At 68.9% G+C, this 24,586-nt stretch carries 24 protein-coding genes and 1 riboswitch; of the genes, 14 read left to right on the top strand and 10 right to left on the bottom strand.

Annotated features, from left to right (window positions below):
* Nucleotides 1–13 precede the first annotated feature (13 nt).
* From EV647_RS17035 to EV647_RS17000, 8 genes are all read left to right on the top strand, one after another.
* Nucleotides 14–1,396: an MFS transporter gene (locus EV647_RS17035; RefSeq protein WP_166680356.1), complete on the top strand. Its 1,383-nt coding sequence runs from the start codon at nucleotides 14–16 to the stop codon at nucleotides 1,394–1,396.
* 64 nt (nucleotides 1,397–1,460) lie between these two features.
* Nucleotides 1,461–1,661: a cold-shock protein gene (locus tag EV647_RS17030; RefSeq protein WP_130382983.1), complete on the top strand. Its 201-nt coding sequence runs from the start codon at nucleotides 1,461–1,463 to the stop codon at nucleotides 1,659–1,661.
* A gap of 57 nt (nucleotides 1,662–1,718) precedes the next feature.
* Complete coding sequence (locus tag EV647_RS17025) at nucleotides 1,719–2,870, top strand: L-histidine N(alpha)-methyltransferase (RefSeq protein WP_134003791.1); 1,152 nt, start codon at nucleotides 1,719–1,721, stop codon at nucleotides 2,868–2,870.
* Entirely contained in the window at nucleotides 2,867–3,427 is a 561-nt protein-coding gene (locus tag EV647_RS17020; RefSeq protein ID WP_134003789.1) for a hypothetical protein, read from the top strand. The genes EV647_RS17025 and EV647_RS17020 overlap by 4 nt, the downstream gene beginning before the upstream one ends.
* A 154-nt stretch (nucleotides 3,428–3,581) precedes the next feature.
* Nucleotides 3,582–5,567 (top strand): hypothetical protein, encoded by a 1,986-nt coding sequence (locus tag EV647_RS17015; protein WP_238177248.1) that lies wholly within the window; start codon nucleotides 3,582–3,584, stop codon nucleotides 5,565–5,567.
* 90 nt (nucleotides 5,568–5,657) lie between these two features.
* Nucleotides 5,658–6,923 (top strand): extracellular solute-binding protein, encoded by a 1,266-nt coding sequence (locus EV647_RS17010; protein WP_134003785.1) that lies wholly within the window; start codon nucleotides 5,658–5,660, stop codon nucleotides 6,921–6,923.
* Between the two features lie 80 nt (nucleotides 6,924–7,003).
* Nucleotides 7,004–7,843 (top strand): carbohydrate ABC transporter permease, encoded by an 840-nt coding sequence (locus EV647_RS17005; protein ID WP_238156812.1) that lies wholly within the window; start codon nucleotides 7,004–7,006, stop codon nucleotides 7,841–7,843.
* The gene (locus EV647_RS17000) at nucleotides 7,844–8,716 is read left to right on the top strand and encodes a carbohydrate ABC transporter permease (protein ID WP_134003783.1); all 873 of its coding nucleotides are present in this window, start codon (nucleotides 7,844–7,846) and stop codon (nucleotides 8,714–8,716) included.
* Nucleotides 8,717–9,123: 407 nt separating this feature from the next.
* Here EV647_RS17000 and EV647_RS16995 read toward each other — a convergent pair whose 3' ends face one another.
* Complete coding sequence (locus EV647_RS16995; RefSeq protein ID WP_134003781.1) at nucleotides 9,124–10,086, bottom strand: LLM class flavin-dependent oxidoreductase; 963 nt, start codon at nucleotides 10,084–10,086, stop codon at nucleotides 9,124–9,126.
* Nucleotides 10,087–10,181: 95 nt separating this feature from the next.
* Between EV647_RS16995 and EV647_RS16990 the strand changes: the two genes are divergently transcribed.
* From EV647_RS16990 to EV647_RS16980, 3 genes are all read left to right on the top strand, one after another.
* Nucleotides 10,182–11,312, top strand: a complete 1,131-nt coding sequence (locus EV647_RS16990; RefSeq protein WP_134003779.1) for a mandelate racemase/muconate lactonizing enzyme family protein — start codon at nucleotides 10,182–10,184, stop codon at nucleotides 11,310–11,312.
* An 11-nt stretch (nucleotides 11,313–11,323) separates the two neighbouring features.
* A complete protein-coding gene (locus EV647_RS16985) occupies nucleotides 11,324–12,274 on the top strand; it encodes a dihydrodipicolinate synthase family protein (RefSeq protein WP_134003777.1) in 951 nt (316 codons plus the stop codon).
* A gap of 224 nt (nucleotides 12,275–12,498) precedes the next feature.
* Nucleotides 12,499–13,722, top strand: a complete 1,224-nt coding sequence (locus EV647_RS16980) for a hypothetical protein (protein WP_134003775.1) — start codon at nucleotides 12,499–12,501, stop codon at nucleotides 13,720–13,722.
* A 30-nt stretch (nucleotides 13,723–13,752) separates the two neighbouring features.
* On the opposite strand, the gene EV647_RS16975 is transcribed toward EV647_RS16980, so the two are convergent.
* The 6 genes from EV647_RS16975 to EV647_RS16950 form a co-directional block, all read right to left on the bottom strand.
* Nucleotides 13,753–14,550 (bottom strand): prolyl oligopeptidase family serine peptidase, encoded by a 798-nt coding sequence (locus EV647_RS16975; protein WP_166680355.1) that lies wholly within the window; start codon nucleotides 14,548–14,550, stop codon nucleotides 13,753–13,755.
* A 71-nt stretch (nucleotides 14,551–14,621) separates the two neighbouring features.
* Nucleotides 14,622–15,638, bottom strand: a complete 1,017-nt coding sequence (locus EV647_RS16970; protein ID WP_134003771.1) for a zinc-dependent alcohol dehydrogenase family protein — start codon at nucleotides 15,636–15,638, stop codon at nucleotides 14,622–14,624.
* Between the two features lie 13 nt (nucleotides 15,639–15,651).
* Nucleotides 15,652–15,927: a ubiquitin-like small modifier protein 1 gene (locus EV647_RS16965; protein ID WP_130383007.1), complete on the bottom strand. Its 276-nt coding sequence runs from the start codon at nucleotides 15,925–15,927 to the stop codon at nucleotides 15,652–15,654.
* Nucleotides 15,924–17,186, bottom strand: coding sequence for a threonine synthase (thrC, locus tag EV647_RS16960; protein ID WP_134003769.1), 1,263 nt, complete (start codon nucleotides 17,184–17,186; stop codon nucleotides 15,924–15,926). The genes EV647_RS16965 and thrC overlap by 4 nt, the downstream gene beginning before the upstream one ends.
* A gap of 13 nt (nucleotides 17,187–17,199) precedes the next feature.
* Nucleotides 17,200–17,343: riboswitch (SAM riboswitch) on the bottom strand.
* Between the two features lie 65 nt (nucleotides 17,344–17,408).
* Entirely contained in the window at nucleotides 17,409–18,635 is a 1,227-nt protein-coding gene (locus EV647_RS16955; protein WP_134003767.1) for a sodium:proton antiporter, read from the bottom strand.
* A 22-nt stretch (nucleotides 18,636–18,657) separates the two neighbouring features.
* Nucleotides 18,658–19,605: a DNA-3-methyladenine glycosylase gene (locus EV647_RS16950; RefSeq protein ID WP_238177247.1), complete on the bottom strand. Its 948-nt coding sequence runs from the start codon at nucleotides 19,603–19,605 to the stop codon at nucleotides 18,658–18,660.
* 114 nt (nucleotides 19,606–19,719) lie between these two features.
* Between EV647_RS16950 and EV647_RS16945 the strand changes: the two genes are divergently transcribed.
* On the top strand, nucleotides 19,720–20,160 hold the full coding sequence (locus EV647_RS16945; protein ID WP_238175505.1) for a hypothetical protein: 441 nt from the start codon (nucleotides 19,720–19,722) through the stop codon (nucleotides 20,158–20,160).
* Here the strand turns inward: EV647_RS16945 and otsB are convergent.
* From otsB to EV647_RS16930, 3 genes are all read right to left on the bottom strand, one after another.
* A complete protein-coding gene (otsB, locus tag EV647_RS16940) occupies nucleotides 20,126–20,959 on the bottom strand; it encodes a trehalose-phosphatase (protein ID WP_134003761.1) in 834 nt (277 codons plus the stop codon). The genes EV647_RS16945 and otsB overlap by 35 nt on opposite strands.
* A 67-nt stretch (nucleotides 20,960–21,026) precedes the next feature.
* Nucleotides 21,027–21,728 carry a LytR C-terminal domain-containing protein gene (locus EV647_RS16935; RefSeq protein WP_134003759.1) on the bottom strand — a complete coding sequence of 234 codons (702 nt, stop codon included), beginning with the start codon at nucleotides 21,726–21,728 and terminating at the stop codon, nucleotides 21,027–21,029.
* A gap of 2 nt (nucleotides 21,729–21,730) precedes the next feature.
* Entirely contained in the window at nucleotides 21,731–22,039 is a 309-nt protein-coding gene (locus EV647_RS16930; protein ID WP_134003758.1) for a DUF3263 domain-containing protein, read from the bottom strand.
* A gap of 149 nt (nucleotides 22,040–22,188) precedes the next feature.
* Between EV647_RS16930 and EV647_RS16925 the strand changes: the two genes are divergently transcribed.
* Both EV647_RS16925 and EV647_RS16920 read left to right on the top strand, forming a co-directional pair.
* Nucleotides 22,189–23,592: an amidase gene (locus EV647_RS16925; RefSeq protein WP_238177246.1), complete on the top strand. Its 1,404-nt coding sequence runs from the start codon at nucleotides 22,189–22,191 to the stop codon at nucleotides 23,590–23,592.
* Nucleotides 23,583–24,584 carry a Gfo/Idh/MocA family protein gene (locus tag EV647_RS16920; protein ID WP_134003754.1) on the top strand — a complete coding sequence of 334 codons (1,002 nt, stop codon included), beginning with the start codon at nucleotides 23,583–23,585 and terminating at the stop codon, nucleotides 24,582–24,584. Before EV647_RS16925 ends, EV647_RS16920 begins: the two co-directional genes overlap by 10 nt.
* Nucleotides 24,585–24,586 lie beyond the last annotated feature (2 nt).

Here is a 24,586-nt window from a genome sequence, read left to right as displayed (position 1 = left end):
CACTGTTTCCATCATGAGCGGTTTGACCGGAAACATCTCGACCCGTTCGGCCGGCTGGGCAGTCGTCTGCGTGGCCCAGTTCGTCGTCGTGCTGGACGCGACCATCGTCACCACCGCGCTGCCGGCGATCGGTGCGGACCTGGGTTTCGCCGCGGCCACGCTCCCCTGGGTGTTCATGGCGTACACGGTCGTGCTGGCCGGACTGCTCGTGCTCGGTGGCCGGACCGCCGACCTCGGCGGTGCACGGCGAATCTTTCGGATCGGGCTCGTCGTGTTCTCTGCCGCCTCGCTCGCCTGCGCTCTCGCCTGGTCCCCGGCGGTTCTGATCGGTGCCCGCCTCGCCCAGGGCGCCGGTGCGGCACTCCTGTCTCCCGCGGCGCTGGCCGCGTTGTCGGACGCCCTGCCTCCCGAAGCGGCGCGGCGAGCGCTGGGATGGTGGACGGCAGCGGGCGCCGGGGGTGGGGCGAGCGGCTGGTTCCTCGGCGGCCTGATCACCCAGGTCGCAGGCTGGCGCTGGGTGTTCGCCGTCAACGTGCCGATCGGCTTCGTCGCCTTGCTCTGGAGCATCCGCAGCCTCCCCGGCCGCGGGAGCCGGACTCGCGTCGTCACCCTCGATCTCCCGGGCGCCTGCTGCGTCACGGCCGGCATCGCGCTGGCGGCCGTCGGCCTGTCGGAGATCGCGCGGGATTTCTCCGCGTGGCCCGGTTGGGCGGCGCTGACAACAGCTGCCCTGCTGATGATCGGCTTCATGCGCATCGAGCGAACCTCGCGGCAGCCCCTGCTCCCGCCCTCGCTGCTGCGAACCCACGGCGTTCTCGGCGGCAACCTCACCGCCGCCGCGTTGACCGCCTCGACGAGCCCGGCGATGCTGACCGCCGCGCTGTACGTGCAGGACACATTGCATCTGCCGCCGGCATTGGCCGGGCTCATCTTCCCGGTCTTCAACGTCGCGGTGATCGGTGGCTCCCTGCTCGGTCCGCCCGTAGTCCGTGCGCTCGGCGTACGGCGCGCGCTGTTGACCGGATTCGCGGGTGTTGCTGTGGGTGTCGCCGTACTGCTGCCGCTGCCCGCGGAAGGACTGCCGCTGACTCTGCTGATCAGCGGCTTCGGGGTCATGGGCGTGAGCCTCGGCGTCGCGTCCGTCGCGTCCACCACCGCGGGTACGGCGTACGTGCGGGAAACCGACCGTGGTGTCGCCGCCGGCGTCCTCAACTCGTCCGCGCAACTCGGGGCCTCGCTCGGGCTCGCGCTGTCCGGGCCGGTGATCGCGTCGGCAGCGCCGATGACCGGCTACCGGATGGCCTTCGGGCTCGGTATCTCGGTCGCCCTGACCGGGCTCGCCGCCGCGTTCACGGTGCCGCGGACAGTGCGCCGCTCGACCGACGGCCTGGGCTAGGCTTGTGGACCGCGAAGTACCGGAGGGGTCCGGGTGCAGCGGGTCCCGTAGTCAAGGAGTATCGATGGTGCGCGGCACCGTGAAGTGGTTCAACGCCGACAAGGGCTACGGTTTTCTGGCCGTCGACGGGCAGGACGACGTGTTCGTGCACTGGAGCAAGATCGTCTCCGACGGGTACAAGACGCTCGAGGACGGCCAGCACGTCGAGTTCCAGATCGTCGACGGGCCCAAGGGCCGCGAGGCCGACGCGGTCACCCCTGTCTGACCGGCAGTAGCCGGCGGTAACCGATAACCTGACCTCTCATCATGTGAGGGGTGAGACGTGGCAGAGCCGGTACCCGTGATCCGGAAGCTCGAGCATGCGCTGGCCGACGACGACTTCGCATGGTCGCTGGTGCTGGTCGGCGAGGACCAGACGGACAAGCTCGCGACCCTGACGAGCGACCTGCGCGGACCGTTCTCGACGTCCGGTGACGGCAAGCAGATCACGTCGGGCTTCTCCTATTGGGGAATCGGCCCGACGATCGCGTGGGCGAACGCCACCAACGACCCGTTCTACCTGGTCATGAAGGCCGGCGCGGAGTCGTTCCTGCGGCACTGGCGCAAGCTCCGCCCGCACGTCGAGAACGGCGGCTTCCACCTGGTCAGCCTCGGGGTCGGCACCGGCGTCAAGGACCGGACGATCCTCAGCGACATGCGCCGGCACAACCCCGACATGTACTACATCCCGGTGGACATGAGCTCGGAGATGCTCCGGATGGGCACCCTGGAGCCGGTCCGTGGCGCCCGCTTCCCGGTCTCCCAGGTGCTTCCGGTGCAGCTCGACTTCTCGATCGCCGACAACATGGAGGAGCTCGGGCAGATGCTGGCCCGGCTGGTCGACGACGAGCCGATCCTGTTCGCGCTGACCGGCAACACGCTGGCCAACTTCGAGAGCGACGAGGAGCTGCTCGACACGCTCACCCGGGTGCTGCGGCCGCAGGACCGGCTGCTGCTCGAGGTGGCCAGTACGACGCGACTCGACCAGGAGTCCGCCGACGCGGCCGCGGACGAGTACCACCAGACCCGCGCGTTCGCGGAGTTCGTCACCAGCACCCTGCGGTACAACACCGACCTCAAGATCAACAACGACCAGGTCAAGTTCGTCGGCGAGGTCGAGGACGAGGACGCGCTGCTGGTGAAGATCTTCTGGCAGAACGACACCGGCGAAGAGATCCGGATGGAGCTGCCGGACCACACCGAGGCGGTGCTGCCGATCGGCGACACGATCCGGCTCTACACCACCCGCAAGTACTCCACGACCCGGCTGAAGCGGCTGACCGAGGCCTGTCAGCTGACGCCGGTCGAGGCGATCCAGTCCCAGTTCCGATACGCCCGCCGCCCGAACCCGTTCGGCCTGGAACTGCTGCTGCTCGCACCGGAAGGGGCCGGCGAGACGGCACGCAGCCTCGCCGACGACATCTGGTCCACATGAGGCGGACCGTCGTCAGTGCGGTGACGTACGGTCTGCTCGCACTGGCCTTCGTTCTCGGCGTCCTGTGGTTCTTCTGGCCGCAGGGCTCGCGCTGGGAGCCGGCGGTCAACTCACTCACGCTGGTCGCCGGGCTGACCGGCATCTTCGTCGAGCGGCTGACGGCCGAGGCGGAACGCCGTACCGAGGTCCTGCGGGCCGTCGCGGACGAGCTGCACGAGAACACTAGGCTGCTGAACGACGAGCGGTTCTCGCCCGACGCGCCGACCACCCGGCAGGTGTACCCGCGACTGGTGGTGTCCGCGGTCGATCTCGCGCTGGTGTCCGGGGCGCTCGGCCTGCACCGCGACGCCGAGCTCGTCGGCCTGATGCACCGCTGGCGGGACACCGTGCACTTGTTCAACCGGCGGCTCGACCTGACCGAGATCAGCACGTTCTCCAACACCATCTCGGCGGCCGAGCTGGCCGCGTTCCACCGTGCGCTGCACCGCGAGAACAGCTACTTCGCGCGCACTCGCGAGAAGCTGCAGAAGCTGCTCGACGCGCTGCCACCGCTTTAGGGTCTGGCCGTAACCGGACCCGTTGCTGCCAGTAGCTGCAAATTGTGCCGAGCCGTTGACTTGGCCACGCCGCGAGAGCTTCACTTTCGGACAGGACCGTAAATACGGCACCCCGGAGGCAATTCGCATGCGATCAGTCCGCTCCCTTCTCGCAATGGCTCTCGTCGCTCTGCTCGGCACAACCCTGACCAGCCCGGCGCAGGCCGGTCAGCAACCACCGGTCGGCACAGTCACCTCACTCGGTACGCCGCTGTCCGACGTACTGCTCATCGGCGGCACCGTCGCGCCCGGCCCGAACGGCAAGACCGCGATCTGGAACGTGTCCACCGGAAGTCCGGCGTACCTGAACGCCATCGACCCGGCCACCGGCGACAGCCTGCTCTCCGCGGCGCTGCCCGGCGCGGACGGCAGCTACGCGGTCGCCGCGACGCCAAACGGCACGATCTACGTCGGCACGTACAACAACGGCCACCTGTACCGGCTGCGGCCGGGCGGCAGCGTCGAGGACCTCGGCCGGCCGATCGCGTCCGAGTCCTTCATCTGGCGGATCACCACCGACGACCAGGGCAACGTGTACGGCGGCACGTTCCCGAACGGCAAGGTGTTCCGGTACGACGACACGACAGGCGCGATCCGCGACTACGGCACCGTCCTAGCGGGCCAGACGTACGTCAAGAGCATCGACTACGCGGGCGGCAAGGTGTACGCCGGCACGATGCCCGACGCGCACATCATGGAGATCGACGCCACCAGCGGAGCGATCACCGAACTGCCCTCGCCACCCGGTCTCGGCGACCCGTCCGACAAGGTCGTCTACGACCTGAACGCCCGCGGCGGCCGCGTCTATGTGCGGATCAGCACCGCGTTCCCCGGCCCGCTGTACGTCTGGGACATCGCCAGTCGCACCTGGGTCGACGAGATCCCGAATGCGCACGGCCTGGACATCTCCCCGATCGGCGCGGACGGCTCGCTGTACCTGATCCAGAGCAGCGAACTGAAGAAGTACGACCCGGCCACCAAGACCCTGACCGGCACCGGCCTGATGTTCACCGGCCGGATCCAGAACGCCCGCTCGATCGGGTACGCCGACCTGAACCTCCCCGACTACCCGGGCACCAGCGTCGTCGGCACCCTGTGGCGCGGCGAGGAGTTCCGGTACAACCCGCAGACCGGCAAGTCCGAGATCTTCGTGACCAAGGTCCGCCGGGAGCCGATCGAGATCCTGTCGGTGGCGGGCGGCAAGAACAACATCTACGCCGGCGGCTTCCTGAACGGCGGGGTCTCCGTGGTCAACCCGACGACCGGCGAGGCCAAGTACAACCGGTTCTCGCAGGTCGAGGCGCTGCTGGAGGGATCCGACGGCAAGCTCTGGATCGGCGCCTATCCGGAGGCCAGGCTCTACGACTACGACCTGAGCAAGCCCTGGAGCAGCCCGGAGTACTCCCCCGGACCGCCCGGCACGCCGGACAACCCGGTTCAGCGGCTCAATCTCAAGCCCGACCTGCTGCAGACCCGCGCCCGCGCGCTGACCGAGGTGAACGGCAAGATCGCGGTCGGCACCGTCCCCGACGGCGACCGGCTCGGCGGCGCGCTGGTGATCTACGACCCGGCGACGAACACCGCGGAGAAGTACCGCAACGTCGTCCAGGACGAGTCCGTCTTCGGCCTCACCTCGCACTGCGGGATCGTGTACGGCGGTACGTCGATCGTCGGCGGCCTGGCCACCACGCCGCCGACCCGGGAAGCGGGCACAGTGTTCGCGTGGGACGTGGCCAAGAAGAAGCTCTGGGAGACCGTGCCGGTGCCGAAGGCCGCAACGGTGTCCTCGGTCACGATGGGGCCGGACGGCCTGCTGTGGGGCGTGGCCGGGAAGACCGTGTTCGCGGTGGCGCCGGACACCGGCAAGCTGAAGAAGTCCTTCACGCTCGGGACAACGACCTCCAGCGGCGACATCGTGGCCACGCCGGAGGCCGTTTACGTGAGCATCGACCTGAACAAGATCTACCGGATCGCGCCGGGGGCGAAGGCCGTCCCGACGCTGTTCGTCGCGCACGCCCACCGGCGGCTCGGCGTCCGCGGGGATCACCAACTGCTGATGACGAGCGGCTCCGAGCTGTTCCGGATTGATATCAGCCGTTGACAGCCGAAATTCACCCCAGCTACTTTCGGTCCTGACCGTTATTCGGTTCTACACTTTCCGGCCCTGACTTCCGGACACCCTGGGGGTGCGATGAAATCGACCGTCCGCCGCATCGCGGCACCACTTACCGCGCTCGTTCTCGCCGCTGCGCTCAGCTCGTGCGGCGGAGGCGACGACGGCGGCTCCGCCAGCAAGAAGAGCGTCACGCTCTGGATGTACCCGGTGATCGCCGACCAGGCGGCCAGCGACGCCTACTGGAAGAAGGTCGAGACCGACTTCGAGGCGGCCAACTCCGGCATCGACCTGAAGCTGGAGAACCAGCCGTGGAAGGGCCGGGAGGAGAAGGTCGCGGCCGCGTTCTCCGGCGGGAAGGGTCCGGACGTCCTGCTGATGATCCCCGACCAGATCCCGCAGTACGTGAAGAGCGGCTCGCTGGAGCCGGTCGACGACGTGGTCACCCCGGAGAAGGACAAGTTCCTGCCGGCCGCGATCCCCGGCCTGACCGTCGAGGGCAAGGTGTACGGCGCCCCGATCTACCACACGGTCACGACGACGATGTACAACAAGACCGTCCTGACCAAGGCCGGGATCAGCAAGCCGCCGGAGACCTGGGACGAGATCAAGGCGGCCGCGCCGAAGCTCAAGGCGGCCGGGTTCTCCACGCTGGACTACTCGGCCTCGCCGGAGGCGACGCTGAACCTGAACTTCTACCCGCTGCTGTGGCAGGCCGGCGGGAAGGTGTTCGCCGACGACGGCAAGAGCGTCACCTTCAACCAGGCCCCCGGCCTGGAGGCGCTGACCTTCCTGAAGAGCCTGTGGGACGAGGGCGCGATCTCGAAGACCGCGCTCACCGCGGGCAACGTGGTCGCCGACTCGCCGTTCGGCAAGGGGCAGGTCGCGATGGCGATGACCAGCGTGCCGGCCGACGCCGCCACGGTGGCGAAGACGTGGGGCGCGGCGAACGTCGAGATCGGTACGCCGCTGACCGGCAAGAAGCAGGTCGGGTTCGGCCTGCCGGGCGGTCTGGTCGTGAACGCGGCCTCGGAGAACACCGACGGGGCCAAGAAGTTCCTGTCGTTCATGATGCAGCCGGCGCAACTGGACGCGCTCAGCAAGGCGTCCGGGTTCTACTCGCCGCGCAACGACGCCAAGTCCGAGTCGACCGACCCGATGGCGGCGAAGTTCCACGACGCGCTGCAGTACGCCGTACCAGGTGAGCCGAACCCGGCGGCGCGGCAGATCATGTCGTTCCTGAGCACCGAGATCCAGGCCGTGCTGACCGGTAAGAAGCAGCCGCAGCAGGCGCTGGACGACGCCGCCAAGCAGGCCAACGACCTGCTCTCGAGGCAGCGTTGACCGACACAACCGACACGGTCGCGGGTCGGGCGGGACCCGCGGCCGGCCGTCGTCGAGGTGGGCCGCGGCGCAGACCCTGGGTGGGTCTGCTGTTCGTCGCCCCCATGCTGGTGCTGTTCCTGCTGTTCCGGTTCCTGCCCGCGATCGGGGCCTTCTTCCTCTCGCTGACCGACTACCGGATCAGCGGCAAGTGGGACTTCATCGCGCTCGACAACTACACGCGGCTGTTGTCGGACAAGGTGTTCCACGAGGCGCTGCTGGTGACGATCACCTACACGGTGATCTTCGTCCCGCTGACGGTCCTGCTGTCGCTCGGAACCGCCGTACTGCTCCACCAGGTGGTGTGGAAGCGCGGCTTCTTCCGCGGCGTGTTCTTCCTGCCGTACGTGACCAGCATCGTGCTGGCCGCGGTGATCTGGAAGTGGATCTACGACGCGCAGGACGGGCTGCTGAACGCCGTACTCGGGCTGGTGAGCATCGGTCCGATCGACTTCCTCAGCCAGTCAGGCACCGTGCTGCCGTCGATCGCGGTCACGTCGGCGTGGAAGGGTTTCGGGTACTCGATGCTGATCCTGCTCGCGGGTCTGCAGGCGGTGCCGAAGTCGTACCTCGAGGCCGCCATGATCGACGGGGCGAGTACCTGGCAGCGGTTCCGGTACGTGACGCTGCCGCAGCTGCGGCCGGTGCTGTTCTTCGTGCTGGTGATCGAGACCATCGGCGCCTTCCAGGTCTTCGACGCGATGTACGTGATGACCGGCGGCGGACCGGTGCGGTCCAGCTACTCGCTCGTGTACTTCCTGTACGACAGCGGTTTCAAGTACTTCGACTTCGGTTACGCCAGCGCGATCGGTCTGGTGCTGTTCCTGATCGTGCTGATCGTCTCGCTCGTACAGCGCCGGCTCGTCGGGAGGGACGACTAGATGGCTCAGGTACTCGACCGCCCGCCGGTCCGGCCGGTAGTGGAGGCACCGACGGCAGGACGGCGTACGGCGGGCCGGCTGACGTTGCCGACCTTGCTGGCGCTGACGGCGATCGTGACGATCGTGCCGTTCGCGGCGATGGTGCTGGTCGCGTTCGCGCCGCCGAGCGGGCGGACGTTCCCGGACGCGCTCAACCCGGCGAACTTCACGCTGGAGAACTTCTCGAAGGTGCTGTCCAGCTCGGACATCCCGCGGTGGACGGTGAACTCGCTGCTCTACTCGCTGGTGTCCGTGGCGTGCGTGCTGCTGTTCGCGTCGATGGCCGGGTACGCGTTCGCGAAGAAGAAGTTCCCCGGCCGGGAGATCATGTTCTGGGCGTTCCTCGCCACGCTGATGGTCCCGTTCCAGGCGACGCTGATCCCGTCGTACATCCTGGTCGCGAAGCTGGACTGGGTGGACAGCTACTGGGGCCTGATCGTGCCGACGCTGGCGAACTCGCAGGCGGTGTTCCTGATGCGCCAGTTCATCATGCAACTGCCCGACGAGCTGTTCGAGGCCGCCGAGATCGACGGTGCGCCCGAGTGGCGGATCTTCACGATGATCGTCCTGCCCCTGGTCCGCCCGGTGCTGGCGACACTGGGCATCTTTGTCTTCCTCTGGCACTGGAACGACTTCCTGTGGCCGCTCGTCATCGGCCAGTCCGGCAAGATGCAGACCCTCACCGTCGGCCTGGCCACCCTCCAAGGCCAAGCCGTCCCCATCAACCAACTCATGGCCGGCGCCACCATCACGGTAGTCCCCAGCCTCCTCGTCTTCGGCCTCCTCCAGCGCTACCTCACCGACTCCATCGCCATGTCGGGGCTGAAGGCCTGAACAGCCCACGCGTGCTCCGCAGGCGCCGGCGAGTTGCGGGCTAGCGCCCGCGGCGACCACCTCCGTGGTCACGCGCACGTGCGCGAACGGCGTCGCCGAACACACTTGCAACACCTCCCTGGGACTGGGCATAGGCAATAGCCTGTTCCCGGTCCCCGGCAGGTGTTCCCAGTTACCCCAGGGCGAGATTCGGGGTCGCCGCGTAGACCGCGGTCCCCCTGTCACCACGTCACGTCCCGGATAACCACATCCCGTCAGGCAGTTACTCGCGGGCGGCAGCCCGCAATTCGCCGGTGTTAGCCGGCAGCTAGAAGTCCGGCGCTCAGCCGGGGCGGGTGGGAGCGCGCGTAGCGGCCGGGACGAGGAGCGCAGCGACGAGGACTGGCTGTGTAGCACGCGGGGGTCTTCTACAGGTTGCCGAAGGACTCGATGGCCTTCAGGGCTTCGGATTGGGGCATGCCGGGGGGTTGGATACGGAGGATAATGCCGTCGGCGCCCATCTCCTTGTAGTGGGCGAGGCGGTCGGCGCATTGGGCTGGGGAGCCTATGACGCTGCGGTCGGCGATCTCGTCCCAGCCTTGGGTGTAGCGGGCGGCGTCCGTCGACGTACGCTTCCAGCCGGTGTAGGCGTCGTACAGGTCGCGCAGCGGCTCCTCCAGGGCCTGCCGCGCGTCCTGGGTCGTGGGGGCGCAGTAGCCCTCGCGGCAGAGGATGACCTCCCGGCCGAGCGATCCGGCGCCTTGGGGGTACGACAGGTACTCGGCGATCTTCGCCGGCAGGTCCGCGTCGAGTTCGTTGAACGACGTCGTCCACCCGTCGCACATCCGCGCCGTACGCTCCAGCACCGCCGACACCCGTCCGCCGTTCCACAGCCGCGGCCGCGGCGTCTGCACCGGGCGGGGCGACAGGTACGCCTCCTGGATGGACGTGAATTTGCCGTCGTACGTGACCTCCTCGGACGTCCACAACCGGGTGAGGATCTCCAACCCTTCCTCGAACCGTGCGACCCGCTCCGCCTGCGTCACGCCGTACAGCGCGAACTCCTCCGGCCGGTACCCGAGCACGAACCCCGCTGTCAGCCGCCCACCCGACAGTACGTCGATGTGCGCGAGCGTCTCGGCGAGTACGACGGGGTCGTACAGCGGCGCCACGATCCCGGCTGTCGCGATCCCGATCCGCGACGTGTGCGCGGCCAGCCAGGTCATCGACGTCAGGATCTCGTGGTACCCGGGCCGGTGCAGGTGCCGCTCGCCCAGCACGACCCACTCGAATCCGGCCTGCTCGGCCAGCCGCGCCTGCTCGACGGCGTCGGCCAGTTGGGGCCGCTCGTCCGGGGTGCCGTAGAGGTTCAGATAGAGACCCAGCCGCATCGGGGTGCCACCTTCCGTTGACAGGGAGCGCTCAGGGTATTTACGGTCTTGACCGTAAATGCTTTCCGCCCAGATTGCGACCCTAGGAGCCGGTTATGAGTCTTGCAGCAGAACCGGCCGGGTTGCCGGGTGGGGGATCGGAGGCTTTCGGGGCCGCGCCGATCAGTGCGATCAAGACCCGCGTGGTGAGCGCGCCGTACCGCCGGCCGTTCCAGATCAGCAGCGGTGTGAGCAACGAGTTGATCAGCCTGGTCGTCGAGGTGCACACGGCCGACGGTGACGTCGGGATCGGCGAGACCTCGCCGATGACGGCGTACACCGGCGAGACGCTGGCGGGCGTCCAGGCGGCGATCGAGGAGCACCTCGCGCCGGCCCTGATCGGCCGCGACCCGCTCGACCGCGCGGGGGCTCACGTCACGATGGACGGCGTACTGCGCGGCCAGCAGGTCGCCAAGGCCGGCCTCGACATCGCGCTGTTCGACCTCGCCGGACGGATCAGCGGCTGGCCGGTCCACGCCCTGCTCGGGGGCAGCGTCCGCGACCGCGTGCAGACCACGTGGGTGGTCGGCCTCGGTACCCTCGACGAGATGGCCGCCGAGGCCGCGGAGTACGCCGACCGCGGGTTCATGCACCTGAAGGTCAAGGGCGGTCACGACCCGGCGAAGGACCTCGAACTGATCCGGGCGGTCCGCGCCGCGATCCCCGCCGACGCGGAGCTGTGCCTGGACGCCAACGAGGGGTACGACGCAACCACAGCCCTCCCGTACCTCGCCAAGATGAGCGCGGCGGGCCTCACTCTCCTCGAGCAGCCCCTTCCGCGCTGGGACCTGACCGGGCTAGTACGGCTGCGGGACCGCCTCGACGTCCGCGTGATGGTCGACGAGAGCATGCACTCGCTGCACGACGCCCTGGAGATCGCACGGCGCGGTGCGGCCGACGTACTGAACATCAAGATCCTCAAGGTCGGCGGGCTCCACCGCGCGCTGCAGATCGCCGCCGTGGCCGAGGCCGCGGGGCTCGCGGTGAAGGTAGGGTCGATGCCAGAGCTGGGTGTCGCGACGCTGGCCGCCGTACACCTGGCCGCCGCCGTACCCGGAGCGACCGTCGCGGCGGACCTGGTGGGGCCGTTGATGGTCGACGAGGACCCGCTGGCCCCGACCGTGTTCGCCGATTGCGACGGCTGGATCGACGTACCGAAGCGCCCCGGTCTCGGGCACGACGTCTGAGAGGTCATCGTATGCATCCACTGGTCGAAAGACTCCGCGGCACGCTGCTCCCCGCGGTCGTCACCCCGATGGACTCCGACGGCATCGTCGCGTACGACGCCTTGTCCGCGTACGCCGTCTCGCTCACGAAGCACACTGTCGGCGGCGTCGCGGTGTGGGCGCACACCGGGCGCGGGCTCTACCTGTCCCCGGGCGATCGCGTGAAGGTGCTCGAGACGTGGCGGTCCGCTACCGACGTACCGATCGTCGCGGGTGTCGGCGTACCGAAGTCTTCCGCGGCCCGGACGCTGGAGGAGGCCGCGGACGCGACCGTGGAGATGGCGCGGGCCGCTGCGGCCGGTGGTGCCGATGCGGTCATGGTCTATCCGCTAGCAGCGCTAGGCGAACTGCCGGACGGGCACGCGCAGGCGGTCGCGTTGCACGAGCGGGTGGCGGCCGAGAGCGGGCTGCCGCTGGTCGGCTTCTACCTGCACGGCGAGGCCGGCGGGTACCCGTACCCACCGGAACTGATCCGCGATCTGCTGTCGCTGGACGCGATGCTCGGCGTCAAAACGGCGACGCTGGACCGCGCGATCGGGTGCCAGGACGCGATCTGGGCCGGGCGCGACAGCGGGAAGCTGTTGATCACCGGCGAGGACCGGATGTACGGGCCGTCGTTCATGTGGGGCGCGGACACGGCGCTCGTCGGGATCGCGTCGGCGCAGGTCGAGTTGTCGGCCGCCGTACTGCGGGCCTGGACGGCCGGCGACCACTCGGCGTTCCTGACCGCGTCGGACCGGCTGGACCGGTTCGCGGCGGCGACGTTCTACGCGCCGATCGAGGGCTACGTCCAGCGGATGCTCTGGGCGGCCGAGTGGGAAGGCCTGATAGCGGCTACGGCCGCGCACGATCCGTACGGGCCGGATCTGCCGCCGGGCGAGCGCGAACTGGTCATCCGCTGCCTTGAGGAACTGCATCGGTAAAAGGGCAGTGAGGTGGCGCGCTCCCTCCTTCGCTCCACCACACCGACGCTCCCTGGATCCGCCTCAGGGGGTGGCGGTAGTTGTGGTCTTGACCGAAACTAGGAGAGCAAGGCCTGAACGTCAAGATCTCGGAGCCCGCTGCGCTATTCTGCGACTTGAGGGCCAGACCAGAAGTCGTCGGAGGACTGCGTGAGGATCTGCTCAGCTGTCGGCGGGGTCGACTGATGGCGCTTGCGGTCGGCGTGGTCGGACCTGAGGACCTGGTCCAGCGGGTGACGGTGGTCGGCGCCCCGAGCGGGACCGGGCTCGTGCCATTGGCGTACCGGCACGAGACCGAAGCCGTCGAACTCGTCGAGCAGTCGCACTCGGACGTGGACGCCTTCCTGTTCACCGGCGTCGTCCCGTACACGATCGCCACCGAGGCCGGGGTGATCGACCGGCCGGCGATGTACGTCTCGTACGACGGGGCGACCCTGCTGCGCGCCCTCGTCGAACTCCTGCGCCTCGGGCACAACGTCACCCAGTTCTCGATCGACACACTGCGGCGGTCCGAGGTGCTGGAGACCCTGATCGAGGCGAAGCTGCCGACGGACCAGATCCAGGTGCTGCCGTACCGGCCGGGCCTGACCTCGGACGACATCGTCGCGTTCCACCGCACGGCCCGCGAGAAGCACGACACGAAGGTCGCGATCAGCTGCCTGGGCTCGGCGTTCCACCTGATCGAGAACGAGATGCCGTCGGTCCGGCTCGCGCCGTCGCGGTACTCGATCCGCTCCACCCTGCAGGCCCTGATCCTCACCACGACCGGCCAGCACGTCGGCGACGCCCAGGTCGCGCTCGGCGTCATCGACCTGCCCGAACCGGACGACGCGCTCGCCGCGGACCTCATCACGCTCGGCGGCAGCCTCGCCGCCCTCCCCGACGGCCGGCACCTCGTCGTCACCACCCGCGGGCTCCTGGAGCAGGCGACCGAACAGTTCTCCCGGATGCCCCTGCTCGACCACCTGGCGGCCCGGCACAGCACGGCGTACGTCGGTTTCGGCGTCGGCCGTACGGCGGCCGAAGCCGAGGCGCTCGCCCGTCGCGCCGTGGGCCGCGCCGCCTCGATCGGCTCTGTCGCCGGTGTCGTCTCGATGTCCGACGACGTCGAGATCGTCATCGAGCCCTCCGGCGACCAGCCGTCCGGCGCCCGCGGCACCGAGAGCCTCCCGCTACTGGCCCGCCGGGTCGGCCTCAACACCCAGACCCTCGCCCGGATGCGCGAACTCACCGCCACCCTCCCCGACGGCCTCACCACCCAAGACGTAGCCGACCACCTAGCCGTCCAGCTCCGCACCGCCCGTCGAGTCCTCAAACGCCTGGAACGAGCCGGCCTAGCCGCCCCCACCGGCACCCAACAACACGGCCGAACCGGCCGCCCACCCACCGTCTACCTGATCAGGTTGTAGCGGCCGGGCTTTGCGGAAAGATGTTTGCACCTACTGCCGAAAATGTTCCGCAAAGAAGCGTGCGGCCTCGTCCGCCACGGCATACCAGTCGTCGCGGAGATCGTGACGCCCGCCGTCGATCGCCAAGAGACGCGACGGCGCGCCGACTGCTAGCAGTGCGCGATGAAGTCGTTCGGCCTGCTCGTACGGAACCGTCTCGTCCGCGGTGCCGTGGATGATCAGGAAGGGCGGTGCGCCGGCGCTGACCTGCGCGATCGGACTTGCCGCGCGCAACTGTTCGCGATGCGTGGACACGTCGCCGCCGACCAACGCGGTGACCGGCGAAGGGCGGTCGATCCGCAGGGCGCCGCCGGGACGGAGGAGATCGCTCGGACCGCTGATCGTCACTACTGCGTGGACGTTCGCCACCGCCGTACGGCGAACTGACGCGAGGCCGGCGAGGGCTGCGAGGTGTCCCCCGGCGGACTGTCCCCAGATGCCGATGCGATCAGGATCGATCGGGAGGCCGAGCGGGTTGCGGCGCAGCCAGTCCAGGGCGGCCTGTACGTCGTGCAGTTGCGCGGGGAAGATCGCCTGCCCGCTGTGTCGGACGGAGATGGCTACGGTCAGGAAGCCTGCTCGCACGAGGGTGGGATTCGCGAACGGCAGCAGGGCGGACGAGCGATCACCCGGTCCCCAACCTGGGCATCCGTCGATTCGTACGACGGTCGGGAGCGGGGTGGTGGGCAGCGGTGCCGGACCTAGTACGTCGAGGCAGAGGTCGATGCCGTCCAGGCGGGCGTAGCGGACATCTGCGAGGTGGGTGAGCTCGGATCGCGTAGCAGACATCAGGTCCATCGCCTCCTCGGCCGGGGAACCGATCGTCGTATCCGGGCGATGACGACGTCCAGAGCGACCGGCTAGGGAGTGATGATCGTGACGCCGGCGGGGGTGCCGTTGGTGAGGGCTGCCAGGGCGGCGGGGGTTTGTTCGAGGGGGATGGTGCGGGTGATGAGGTGCTGGGGGTTGAGGTTGCCGGTGGCAACTAGGGCGAGCATTTCGGGGTAGGCGTGGGCGGGCATGCCGTGGCTGCCGAGCCAGGTGAGTTCCTGGCCGATCAGGCGGCCGACGTCCAGCTGCACGCCTTGGGGCAGGAGGCCGATCTGGACGTGACGGCCTCGTGGGCGGAGAGCTTGCAGGGCTTGCTGGACGACGTCGTTGGAGCCGAGCGCATCGATGGTGACGTGAGCGCCGCCCAGGTCATGGATCTGCGCAACGGTGTCTGCAGACGCGTGGATCGCATGTACGGCGCCGTACTCGCGGGCCAGCTGCAGCGCTTCGGGGTTGGTGTCGATGGCGATGACCTCGGCGCCGAGAGCCGTCGCGATCATGACCGCGGACAGGCCGACGCCACCGCATCCGAAGACGGCCACGCGTTCACCGGCGACGACCTGTCCTACCTGATGGACGGCGCGGAACGACGTGGCGAAGCGGCAGCCCAGCCCCGCGGCAGTAGCGAAATCCATGTCGTCGGGCAGTCGCACCAGGTTCACAGCGGCGTACGGCACAGCGACGTACTCGGCGAACGAACCCCAGTAGTTGAACCCAGGCTGCAGCTGGTTGGGGCACACCTGCTGGTTGCCCTCGAGGCACTGCTCGCATGCACCGCACGCGCAGATGAACGGCGTCGTCACCCGATCCCCGACCGCCCACCCGCTCACACCCGCCCCAACCGCGGCGATCGTGCCGGCGAGCTCATGGCCCGGCACATGCGGCAGCACGATGTCGGAGTCATGCCCCATCCAGCCATGCCAGTCACTACGGCACAGCCCGGTCGCCTCAACCTTCAGGACAACCGAGCCGTCCGCAACCGCAGGCTCCGCAACCTCACGAATCTCAGGAAGTACGCCGTACTCCGAGATGACAACCGCACGCATCAGAGCAGCTCAATCAGCCGCCCGCGACCGCCGGGATGATGGAGACCTGGCCGCCGTCCTTGATCGTGGTCTGCAGGCCGTCGGCGAAGCGTACGTCGTCGTCGTCGACGTACACGTTCACGAACCGGCGCAGCTCGCCCGAGTCGTCCAGTACGCGGCCCTTGATCCCCGGGTACGACGCGTCGAGCGAGTCGAGCACCTCGGTCAGGGTCGCGCCCTCGGCGGACACCTCGGACACGCCCTGGGTGTAGGGCCGCAGGATGGTCGGGACGCGAACGCTCACACTCACTGCAGGCCTGCCTTCACGAAGGCGTCGTACGACGCGGGGATGGTCACCTTGGGGCCGACCCGGTCGGCCACGGCGTCGAGCGTCTTCAGCCCGTCGCCGGAGTTGATGATGACGGTCTCGGCCTCGGGGTCGAGCTGCCCGGTCGCGATCAGCTTCTTCAGCGTCGCGACGGTCACACCACCCGCGGTCTCCGCGAAGATGCCCTCGGTCCGGGCCAGCAACTGGATGCCCTCGACGACCTCTTCGTCGCTGACGTCCTCGATCGCGCCACCGGTACGGCGGGCGACGTCCAGGACATAGGGCCCGTCGGCCGGGTTGCCGATCGCCAGCGACTTCGCGATCGTGTCCGGCTTCACCGGCTTGACCACGTCGTGGCCGTCGCGGAACGCCTGCGCGACGGGCGAGCAGCCGGTCGCCTGCGCGCCGTAGATCTTGTAGTCGGTGGCGTCGACGAGGCCGAGCTTGCCGAGCTCGGTGAAGCCCTTGTCGATCTTGGTCAGCTGCGAGCCGGACGCGACCGGGATCACGACCTGCTGCGGGATCCGCCAGCCGAGCTGCTCGGCGATCTCGAAGGCGAGGGTCTTGGAGCCTTCGGAGTAGTACGGGCGCACGTTCACGTTCACGAACGCCCAGCCTTCCTCCTCACCGGCGATCTCGGAGGCCAGCTTGTTCACGTCGTCGTAGTTGCCCTCGACGGCGACCAGCGTCCCGCCGTACACGGCAGTGGTGATCACCTTCGGGCGCTCGAGGTCGTGCGGGATGAACACGACCGAGCGGATGCCGGCCCGGGCCGCGGCCGCGGCGACCGCGTTGGCCAGGTTGCCGGTGGAGGGGCAGGCGAAGACCTTCATGCCGAGCTCGCGGGTGGCGCTCAACGCCGATGCAACCACCCGGTCCTTGAAGGAGTGGGTCGGGTTGCCGGAGTCGTCCTTCACCCAGAGCTTCCTGAGCCCGAGCTCGCGGGCCAGGTTCTGCGCGTCGACGAGCCGGGTGTAGCCGGGCTCGGTGTTCGGGAAGCTGGCCACGTCGACGGGGACGGGCAGCAGCGGCTGGTACCGCCAGATGTTCTTGGGTCCGGCCTCGATCTGCTCACGGGTGATGGTCGGGTACTCGTATCCGACCTCGAGCGGACCGAAGCACTCCATACAGGCGTAGAACGGGCCGAGCGGCGACTTCGCCCCACAGGCGCGACAGCTCAGGTGCGTACCGTTGCCGAAGGCACCTTCACGGATCGTGTGGGTGGCGGCGGTCAGGCTCATGAGTGAGGTTCCCCTCTCATCTTCCCCGCGAACACCGGATCTCGGCGGCGGGACGGATTTGGCACCGTTCCACCGCGAGACGCCCCGGGCGGGGGCTCGACGGGGAGGGTTGCCGGGACTTCAACGGGCCGTTTCCCTCAGTCCCTCTGGATGAGCTCCCCCGAGATTACCCAATCGGGTCCATATTGTGTCTTGTGATCCCACCATCCGAGACACGCGATCTCAGCTGCGGCGCTCCAGGAAGCGCATCACCGGAGTCGCCGCGATCCCGTGCAGGACCACGCTCAGGATCACCGTGAACCCCAGTGTCGCCCACAGCCACGGCAGCTCGTCCCGGAAGTGCGCTCCGGTCGCGGCGAGGTAGTAGACCGACGACACACCCCGGACGCCGAACGCCGAGATCGCCCAGCGCTCGGACCGGCGCAACCCCGATCGCGCGAGCGACAGCCACCCGAGCAGCGGACGCACTACCACAACCAGCAGTACGCCGACTGCCGCGCCAGTCAACGTGAGCGGCTCCAGGAGCCCCGCCGTGACCGCGGCACCGAGCAGGAGCAGGACTCCCCACGTGAGGATGTGCTCGAGCTCGCCGATGAAGTCGTGCAGCTCCCCGTGGAACTCGTGCTTGCTCTCCACCGACCGCAGAGTAAGTGCAGCGACGAACACGGCGATGAACCCGTAGCCGTGCAGCACCTGCGTGAGCCCGTAGACGCCCAGCGTCATGGCCAGCGCGAGCACCGGCTCCCGCGACTCGGACAGCCGCAAGCTCCGAGCGGGAGCCGAGAAGGTCATCCGCCCGAGCAACCAGCCGGCACCGAAGCCGATGGCGACACCGATCACGGCCTTCCCGACCACGTCCCAGGCGACCCACTGCCACGGCGAGAAGCTCTTGGTCGCGATGAACACCGCCAGGTAGACGAACGGCGCCGCGAGCCCGTCGTTCAGCCCAGCCTCGGACGTCAGGGCGAACCGCACCTCGTCGTCCTCGTCGAGCTCGGCGTCCTCGCCGGTCGTCGGCCCATCCACCTGTACGTCGGACGCGAGCACCGGGTCTGTCGGCGCCAGGACCGCTGCTACGAGGAGCGCGGTAGCCGGAGCCAACCCGAGCAACCACCCGACTCCGGTCAGCGCTGCGATCCCCGCCGGCATCGCGACGAACAACAACCGCCAGGTCACCGTCCAGGTGAAGAGATTGATCGGCCGGTCGATTGCCAGGCCGACGCCCATCAGCGCGACGATCACGGTCAGCGCCGCCAGATGCTTGGTCAGCGTGGGCTCGGCGATCGGGCTCAGGTGGGTGCGATCCACGGCCGGCCCGAGCAGCATCCCGGCACCGATGAACGCGATCGGCGCGGAGACGGCGTACCGGCGTAAGAGACGCGGAAGAACGGCGCCGAGGAGCAACGCCAGACCTGCCACCAGGTACAGACCGTCCCCGTCGATCGTCATTGTGCCGATCCGGTGCCCAGTGTCACCTCAAGCGATGCGTTGCTCCCGGGGTGTGAGTGGGCAGCGCCTTGCGGGGGCCGTAGCGCGGGTGGCCGATGCCGGCGAGCTCGAGGAGGCGCTGGACGCGGAAGCGGTGGCCGCGGTACGGCTCGATCAGCTCGGCGCAGCCGTCGTCGTCGAGTTCCTCGCCGATCAGCGCGTACGACACGTTCCGCGACACGTGATAGTCCGCGAACGAGAACGCGTCCGCGTCCCCGTGAGCGCGCTGCCGTACCTCGGCCGCCGTCCACACCCCGACCCCGGGCAGCGACCGCAACCGCCGCTCGATCTCGTCGGAGTCGCTCAGCTCGAGCGTCCGCTCCAGCGCCTTCGCCCGCGTCGCCGCCGTGATGACAACCCGCGACCGTCTGCCCTCGACACCCGCTCGCAGCCACTGCCACGACGGGATCTGCCGCCACTCCTCGGGCGCCGGCGGCACCATCATCTGCCGTCCGTCCGGAGGCGTCGGGCCCGGCGCAGGCTCGCCGTACTCACGCAGCAGCAGCCGCCACGCCCGGAACGCCTCCTTGCCGGTCACCACCTGCTCGATCCCGGCCGCCGCCATCGCCTCGAACACCGCCCGAGTCCGCGGCACACGCACATCCGGGAACCGCCGCGCCGCGTCCACCAGCGCCCGATGCTCCGGCAGCGGCTCGAACCCGTCCCAGCTGTCGCGCTCCCCCAGCAACTCCGGCACGCCGTCGAGCGCCCACTCCGACCCCGGCCCCCAAGCCTCCGCCTCGACAAACCCGGCGTACGGCGTCAACCGCAACAACACCGCCCCGTCCGGAGTCCGCGTAGCCCGCCACACCGTCCGCCGCGCCGCGTCGAACACGTACGCCGGATCCCCAGGCCCCTTACGCAACCCCCCGATCACCGAATGCGGATCCACCACCCGCCCAGGACGCCAAACCCGCACCACCGAACTCACCGCCCCAGTCTGACCCACACCGCCGACAACCAGATCAGCGGATGTCCTGAGAATTGAGACATTAGGACATCGGCTCGATACTGAGCCATGACCGGCTGGCAGTGGGTGAAGTTGGTGGGGAACTTTGTGAATCTGTCCACGGTTGCCGGGGCGGTGGTGGGGGTTCTGGGGCGGGCTTCGTTCAGTCGGGGGCCTCGGGGGTTGTTCTTCGCGAACGGGTACAAGCTCGGGTTTCCGGTCGCGGGGGCGTTCACGATCGGGAATGTCGTGCTGAGCAAGCACGAGCGGGTGTACTTCGACAACCCGGCGCTCCTCCGGCACGAGGAGCGGCATTCGTGGCAGTACTTCTGGCTGATCGGCCTGCCGATGCTCCCGCTGTACGTCGTGGGCGTGGTCGTCTCGTTCCTGCTCACCGGTGACCCGGCGTCGCGCAACCCGTTCGAACGGCTCGCCGATCTGAAGGAGGGCGGGTACGTCGAGCGCCCGGTCCAGCCGATCGGCAAGACCGTGACGCAGGCGTTCAGCGGGCTGAGATCGCGTCCGAAAGGGCCGTGAGGACGGTCACCACACCACTCGGGTCGTCGACGACGATGTCCGCGGCCTCGATCAGCTCGGTCGCGTTCGAGGACCGCGTAGCGAGCAGTACGCCGCGTAGTCCGGCGTCCCGCTGCTCCTGGATCGCCCGGTACGCCGCAAGGTCGCCCAGGTCGTCCCCGGCGTACAGGATCGACCGCGCGCCGGTGGATTCGATCAGGCGGCGGAGCGCGATGCCCTTGTCGATGCCGGGCGGCCGTAGTTCGAGCACGAGGTTGCCCGGCTCCAGCCTCAGCCCGGCCTCCTGAGCCAGCGCTCTCAACGGCGCCCGCAGCAGTTCAAGGGCCCGGACCGGATCCTCCAGCCGACGCGTGTGCACAGCCAGCGAGCTGTCCTTGTCCTCCACGAACGCATCCGGTACGCCGACCTCGCGCAGCAGCCCCGGCAACCGGTCCCGCGCCGTCGCGACGCCCTCCGGCACCGGGTCGCTCGTCACCTTGCCCGTCGCCGCGTCCCAGCGCTCCAGCCCGTAGTGCCCGAGTACGACGAGATTGCCCAGCCCCGGGTAACCGCTCACACCGGACAGCTCGGTGGCGACCAGTGCAGGCCGGCCGGTGACGATCGCGACCTGGTTCACGCTCCGGGCGAGCCGGGCCAGTGCATCCAGGGCGCCTTCGACCGGCCGGGATCGCGCCGGATCCTCGACGAGCGGCGAGAGTACGCCGTCGAAGTCGGACGAGATCACCGCGGTCGCCGGGTCCGAGACGATGGCCTCCCAGCCCTCTCGTCCCGAGTCGGTCTCGATGACCGGGGTGCTCATCCACGTCCTCGCTTCGCTCCGGGCGCGGATGAGACACGAAGCACGCTGTGCTTGATTGTTCGCTCGCTCATCCGCTGTAGTCCGAGGTCAGGATCACGGTCAGGCGATCCTTCTTCATGTTGTCCAGTGCGCCCTTGGTCCGGCCGATGCCGAGGTCGTGGGCGAGTTGGTTGGCGGCGTCGAGCATGCCCGGCGGGTAGTAGACCGTGCTCTCGGCGATCTTGCCGTGCCAGTTGTCCGGCGACCCGGACACGGTCCAGCCGGCCTGCCGGGCGCGGTTCGCGACGGTGTCGGCGAGACCCTTGCGCGCGGTGTTGTTGTACACCTCGATCGCCGGCCGTTCCTCCGCCGGGATCGTCACCACCGGCTGGGTCGGCTGAGTCGACGGCGTGGTCTCGGTCGGCTGCGCGGTCTCGGTCGGCTGCGTGGTCTCGGTCGGCTGCGTGGTCTCGGTCGGCTGGGTCGGCGCGGTCGACGGCGGCTCGCTACTCGGCGCACTGGTCGGTGCATCGGTCGGCTCGGTGGTCGGCTTCGTGGACGGTCGCGGCACGCTGGCGCCGACGGTCGACGGCCCGGAGGTGGGCTTCGGCGTACTCACGCCGGCCGGCTTCTCGTCGGCCTTGCTGTCGTGTTCTCGCGTCCCGAACAGCACCAGCAGTCCGGCCACGATCGCCACCACGGCAGCCACCGCGACGAGGGAGGACAGGACCTGCCCCTGCTCGCCCCGCGGGCGTGGGGCAGCGAGGCACGCCCTGAGGCGGCGGGACATGGTCAGACCTCGATGCCCAGTCGGCGTGCGGAGCGGGCGCGCTGGCGGGCGGCACGGAGGCGGCGCAGGCGCTTGACCAGCAGCGGGTCGTGCGCGAGGGCCTCGGGCCGGTCGATGAGTGCGTTCAGGACCTGGTAGTACCGGGTCGCCGACATCTGGAACTGGTCCCGGATCGCCTGTTCCTTCGCTCCGGCGTACTTCCACCAGTGCCGCTCAAAAGCAAGGATCTGGCCGTCACGCTCCGAGAGTCCGGCAACAGCCGGCTGCGCAGCTTCGGCCGGGCCGGAAGAGCTGGCGTTGGCGCTGTCCATGTGCAGCTGACTCCTGTGCGGTCGGTGATCGTCCGTCCGCCTGCCACTCTACGTGCTGAACAACAGCGATGTCATTCACCGCTCGGGCGACACGAAGCGTGTCGCTGACAAGACAACGGGACGCACCCGAGTCTGGCAGGATCGTTCAAGTGAGCTCAACTCCGTCCAGCGTGGCGCTGGTGGAGGAGTTGCAGGGGCGGATTCGTGAGGTCGACCCGCTGGTCAACGCCGTCTGCACCCCTAACCCCGCCGCGCTCACCGAAGCCGCCCGACTCGACACCGAGCGTGACGAGGGCCGGGTCCGTGGGCCGCTGCACGGCGTGCCGGTGCTGGTCAAGGACAACATCGACACCGCGGACCTGCCGACCACGGCCGGCTCGCTGGCGCTGGCCGACCAGCCACCGCCGCCGGAAGACGCCCCGCTGGTACGGCGGTTGCGCGCGGCGGGCTGCGTGATCCTGGGGAAGAGCAATCTGAGCGAGTGGGCGAACTTCCGCGGCTCGGCGTCCTCGTCCGGCTGGAGCGCGTACGGCGGCCTCACCCGCAACCCGTACGCGTTGAACCGCTCGGCCGGCGGCTCCTCGTCCGGCTCCGGCGCCGCGGTCGCGGCGGGCCTGGCGGACTACGCGATCGGCACCGAGACCAACGGCTCAATCGTTTGCCCGGCCGCGTTGAACGGCGTCGTCGGCCTGAAGCCCACAGTCGGCCTGGTCCCCCAGCAGGGCATCGTCCCGATCTCGCACTCGCAGGACACCGCCGGGCCGATGACCAGGACGGTCACCCAGGCTGCAGCCCTGCTCACCGTCCTCACCGGCGGCCAGACCGACTACACGGAGGCCTGCCGCGGCACGGACCTCAGCAACGTGCGCATCGGCGTACCGCGCGGTCCCCTCTGGGGCTACTCGAACGGCCTGGACCAGGTGACCGAGCGAGCGCTGGAGCTCCTCAGCCAGTGCGGAGCCACGCTGGTCGACCACCTGTCGTTGCCGACACCAGGTGGTGACGAGGACCAGTTGCAGGTGCTGGCCCACGAGCTGAAGGTCGACATGGCGTCGTACCTCGCTACCCGCGCTCCTGGCGGCCCGCAGACGTTGGACGACCTCATAGCGTTCAACAAGAAGCATGCGGACCAGGAGCTGCAGTGGTTCGGCCAGGAGCTGTTTGAACGTGCTGCTGCCACGGAGGGCCTCAGCTCCCCTGTGTACGTCGCCGCGCGCCTGACCGCACTCCGCGCGGGCCGGGACGGCATCGACAACCTGCTCCGCGACAACCAGCTCGACGCGCTGGTATCCCCGGCGTACTCACCGGCCTGGGCGATCGACCTGGTGAACGGCGATCACGTGCTCGGCAGCTCCTCGTCGCACGCGGCCCTGGCCGGTTATCCACTGCTGTCGGTCCCGTCCGGAGTGGTGTCCGGACTGCCGGTCGGACTCACGATCAGCGGTACGGCGCGAAGTGAGGTCACGCTCATTCGCTTGGCGCACGCCTTGGAAACCGCGAGAATCGCTGCAGACGGACCGTTCCCGACCCCGGAGTTCAGACAGTGGGTATAGATCGCGTCAGGTGGGGCATCGTTGCGACCGGCAACATTTCGACCCAGTTCACGCACGATCTCGCGCTGCTTCCGGACGACGCCGTCGCGACCGCGGTCGCGTCCCGCTCCCAGGACAGCGCGAACAGGTTCGCCGCCGAGTTCGGCATCCCGCACGCGTACGACGACTACCGCCGGCTGATCGACTCCGGCGAGGTCGACGTGATCTACATCGGTACGCCGCATCCGCAGCACTACGCCGTCGCCCGTACGGCGTTGCAGGCCGGCGTCGCCGTACTGTGCGAGAAGCCCGTCACGCTGACCGCGGCGCAGGCCCGGGACCTGATCGCGGTCGCCAAGGAGCACCACACACTGTTCGCCGAGGCGATGTGGATGCGCACGAACCCGGTGATCCAGGCGCTCTTCGAGGACCTGGACAGCGGGGTGATCGGCGAGCCGCAGCAGGTGGTGGCGGACTTCGCGTTCCACAAGCCTTCCCTGCCGGTTCGCCTGCTCGACCCGGCGCTCGGGGGAGGCTCTCTGATGGACGGCGGCATCTACCCGATGACGTTCGCCTACCTGGCGCTCGGCCGTCCGGCGGAGGTGAAGGCAGTCGGTTCGCTGAACGACGACGGCATCGACCTGAACGTCGCGATGGCCTGGCGGTACGAGTCCGGCGCGGTCGCCGCGCTGACCTGCGGCCTGCGGTCGCAGAACCCGTGGGTCGCGTCGATCAGCGGACCGGACGGAAACCTGCAGGTCCCGCACCGTTTCCACCACCCCGAGTACTACGTGCGCACGACCGCTTCCGGAGCGGAGCGGATCGAGGTACCCACGCATGGTCGTGGGTACCACTATGAGGCAACCGCAGTCATGCAAGCGCTGCGCGAAGGGCTGATCGAAGTGCCGGCCCTCCCCCACGCCGCCACCCTCGAGATTCTCGACCTGCTCGACGAAACCAGGAGACAGATCGGGGTCCGCTACCCCGGTGACGACGACGATTTGAGTGGATGAAC

This window comes from Kribbella sp. VKM Ac-2566 (assembly GCF_004366005.1).
Lineage (GTDB): Bacteria > Actinomycetota > Actinomycetes > Propionibacteriales > Kribbellaceae > Kribbella > Kribbella pratensis.
This window is presented reverse-complemented; position numbering and strand designations above follow the sequence as displayed.

Excerpts from the sequence above, each read along its gene's own strand:
- EV647_RS17010 (WP_134003785.1), top strand. The coding sequence starts at position 5,658 with ATGAAATCGACCGTCCGCCGCATCGCGGCACCACTTACCGCGCTCGTT.
- EV647_RS17000 (WP_134003783.1), top strand. The coding sequence starts at position 7,844 with ATGGCTCAGGTACTCGACCGCCCGCCGGTCCGGCCGGTAGTGGAGGCA.
- EV647_RS17020 (WP_134003789.1), top strand. The coding sequence starts at position 2,867 with ATGAGGCGGACCGTCGTCAGTGCGGTGACGTACGGTCTGCTCGCACTG.
- EV647_RS16930 (WP_134003758.1), bottom strand. The coding sequence starts at position 22,039 with ATGGACAGCGCCAACGCCAGCTCTTCCGGCCCGGCCGAAGCTGCGCAG.
- EV647_RS16990 (WP_134003779.1), top strand. The coding sequence starts at position 10,182 with ATGAGTCTTGCAGCAGAACCGGCCGGGTTGCCGGGTGGGGGATCGGAG.
- EV647_RS16955 (WP_134003767.1), bottom strand. The coding sequence starts at position 18,635 with ATGACGATCGACGGGGACGGTCTGTACCTGGTGGCAGGTCTGGCGTTG.
- EV647_RS16980 (WP_134003775.1), top strand. The coding sequence starts at position 12,499 with ATGGCGCTTGCGGTCGGCGTGGTCGGACCTGAGGACCTGGTCCAGCGG.
- EV647_RS16975 (WP_166680355.1), bottom strand. The coding sequence starts at position 14,550 with ATGTCTGCTACGCGATCCGAGCTCACCCACCTCGCAGATGTCCGCTAC.
- EV647_RS17035 (WP_166680356.1), top strand. The coding sequence starts at position 14 with ATGAGCGGTTTGACCGGAAACATCTCGACCCGTTCGGCCGGCTGGGCA.
- EV647_RS16970 (WP_134003771.1), bottom strand. The coding sequence starts at position 15,638 with ATGCGTGCGGTTGTCATCTCGGAGTACGGCGTACTTCCTGAGATTCGT.
- EV647_RS16995 (WP_134003781.1), bottom strand. The coding sequence starts at position 10,086 with ATGCGGCTGGGTCTCTATCTGAACCTCTACGGCACCCCGGACGAGCGG.
- EV647_RS16985 (WP_134003777.1), top strand. The coding sequence starts at position 11,324 with ATGCATCCACTGGTCGAAAGACTCCGCGGCACGCTGCTCCCCGCGGTC.
- EV647_RS16935 (WP_134003759.1), bottom strand. The coding sequence starts at position 21,728 with ATGTCCCGCCGCCTCAGGGCGTGCCTCGCTGCCCCACGCCCGCGGGGC.
- otsB (WP_134003761.1), bottom strand. The coding sequence starts at position 20,959 with ATGAGCACCCCGGTCATCGAGACCGACTCGGGACGAGAGGGCTGGGAG.
- thrC (WP_134003769.1), bottom strand. The coding sequence starts at position 17,186 with ATGAGCCTGACCGCCGCCACCCACACGATCCGTGAAGGTGCCTTCGGC.
- EV647_RS17030 (WP_130382983.1), top strand. The coding sequence starts at position 1,461 with ATGGTGCGCGGCACCGTGAAGTGGTTCAACGCCGACAAGGGCTACGGT.
- EV647_RS17015 (WP_238177248.1), top strand. The coding sequence starts at position 3,582 with ATGGCTCTCGTCGCTCTGCTCGGCACAACCCTGACCAGCCCGGCGCAG.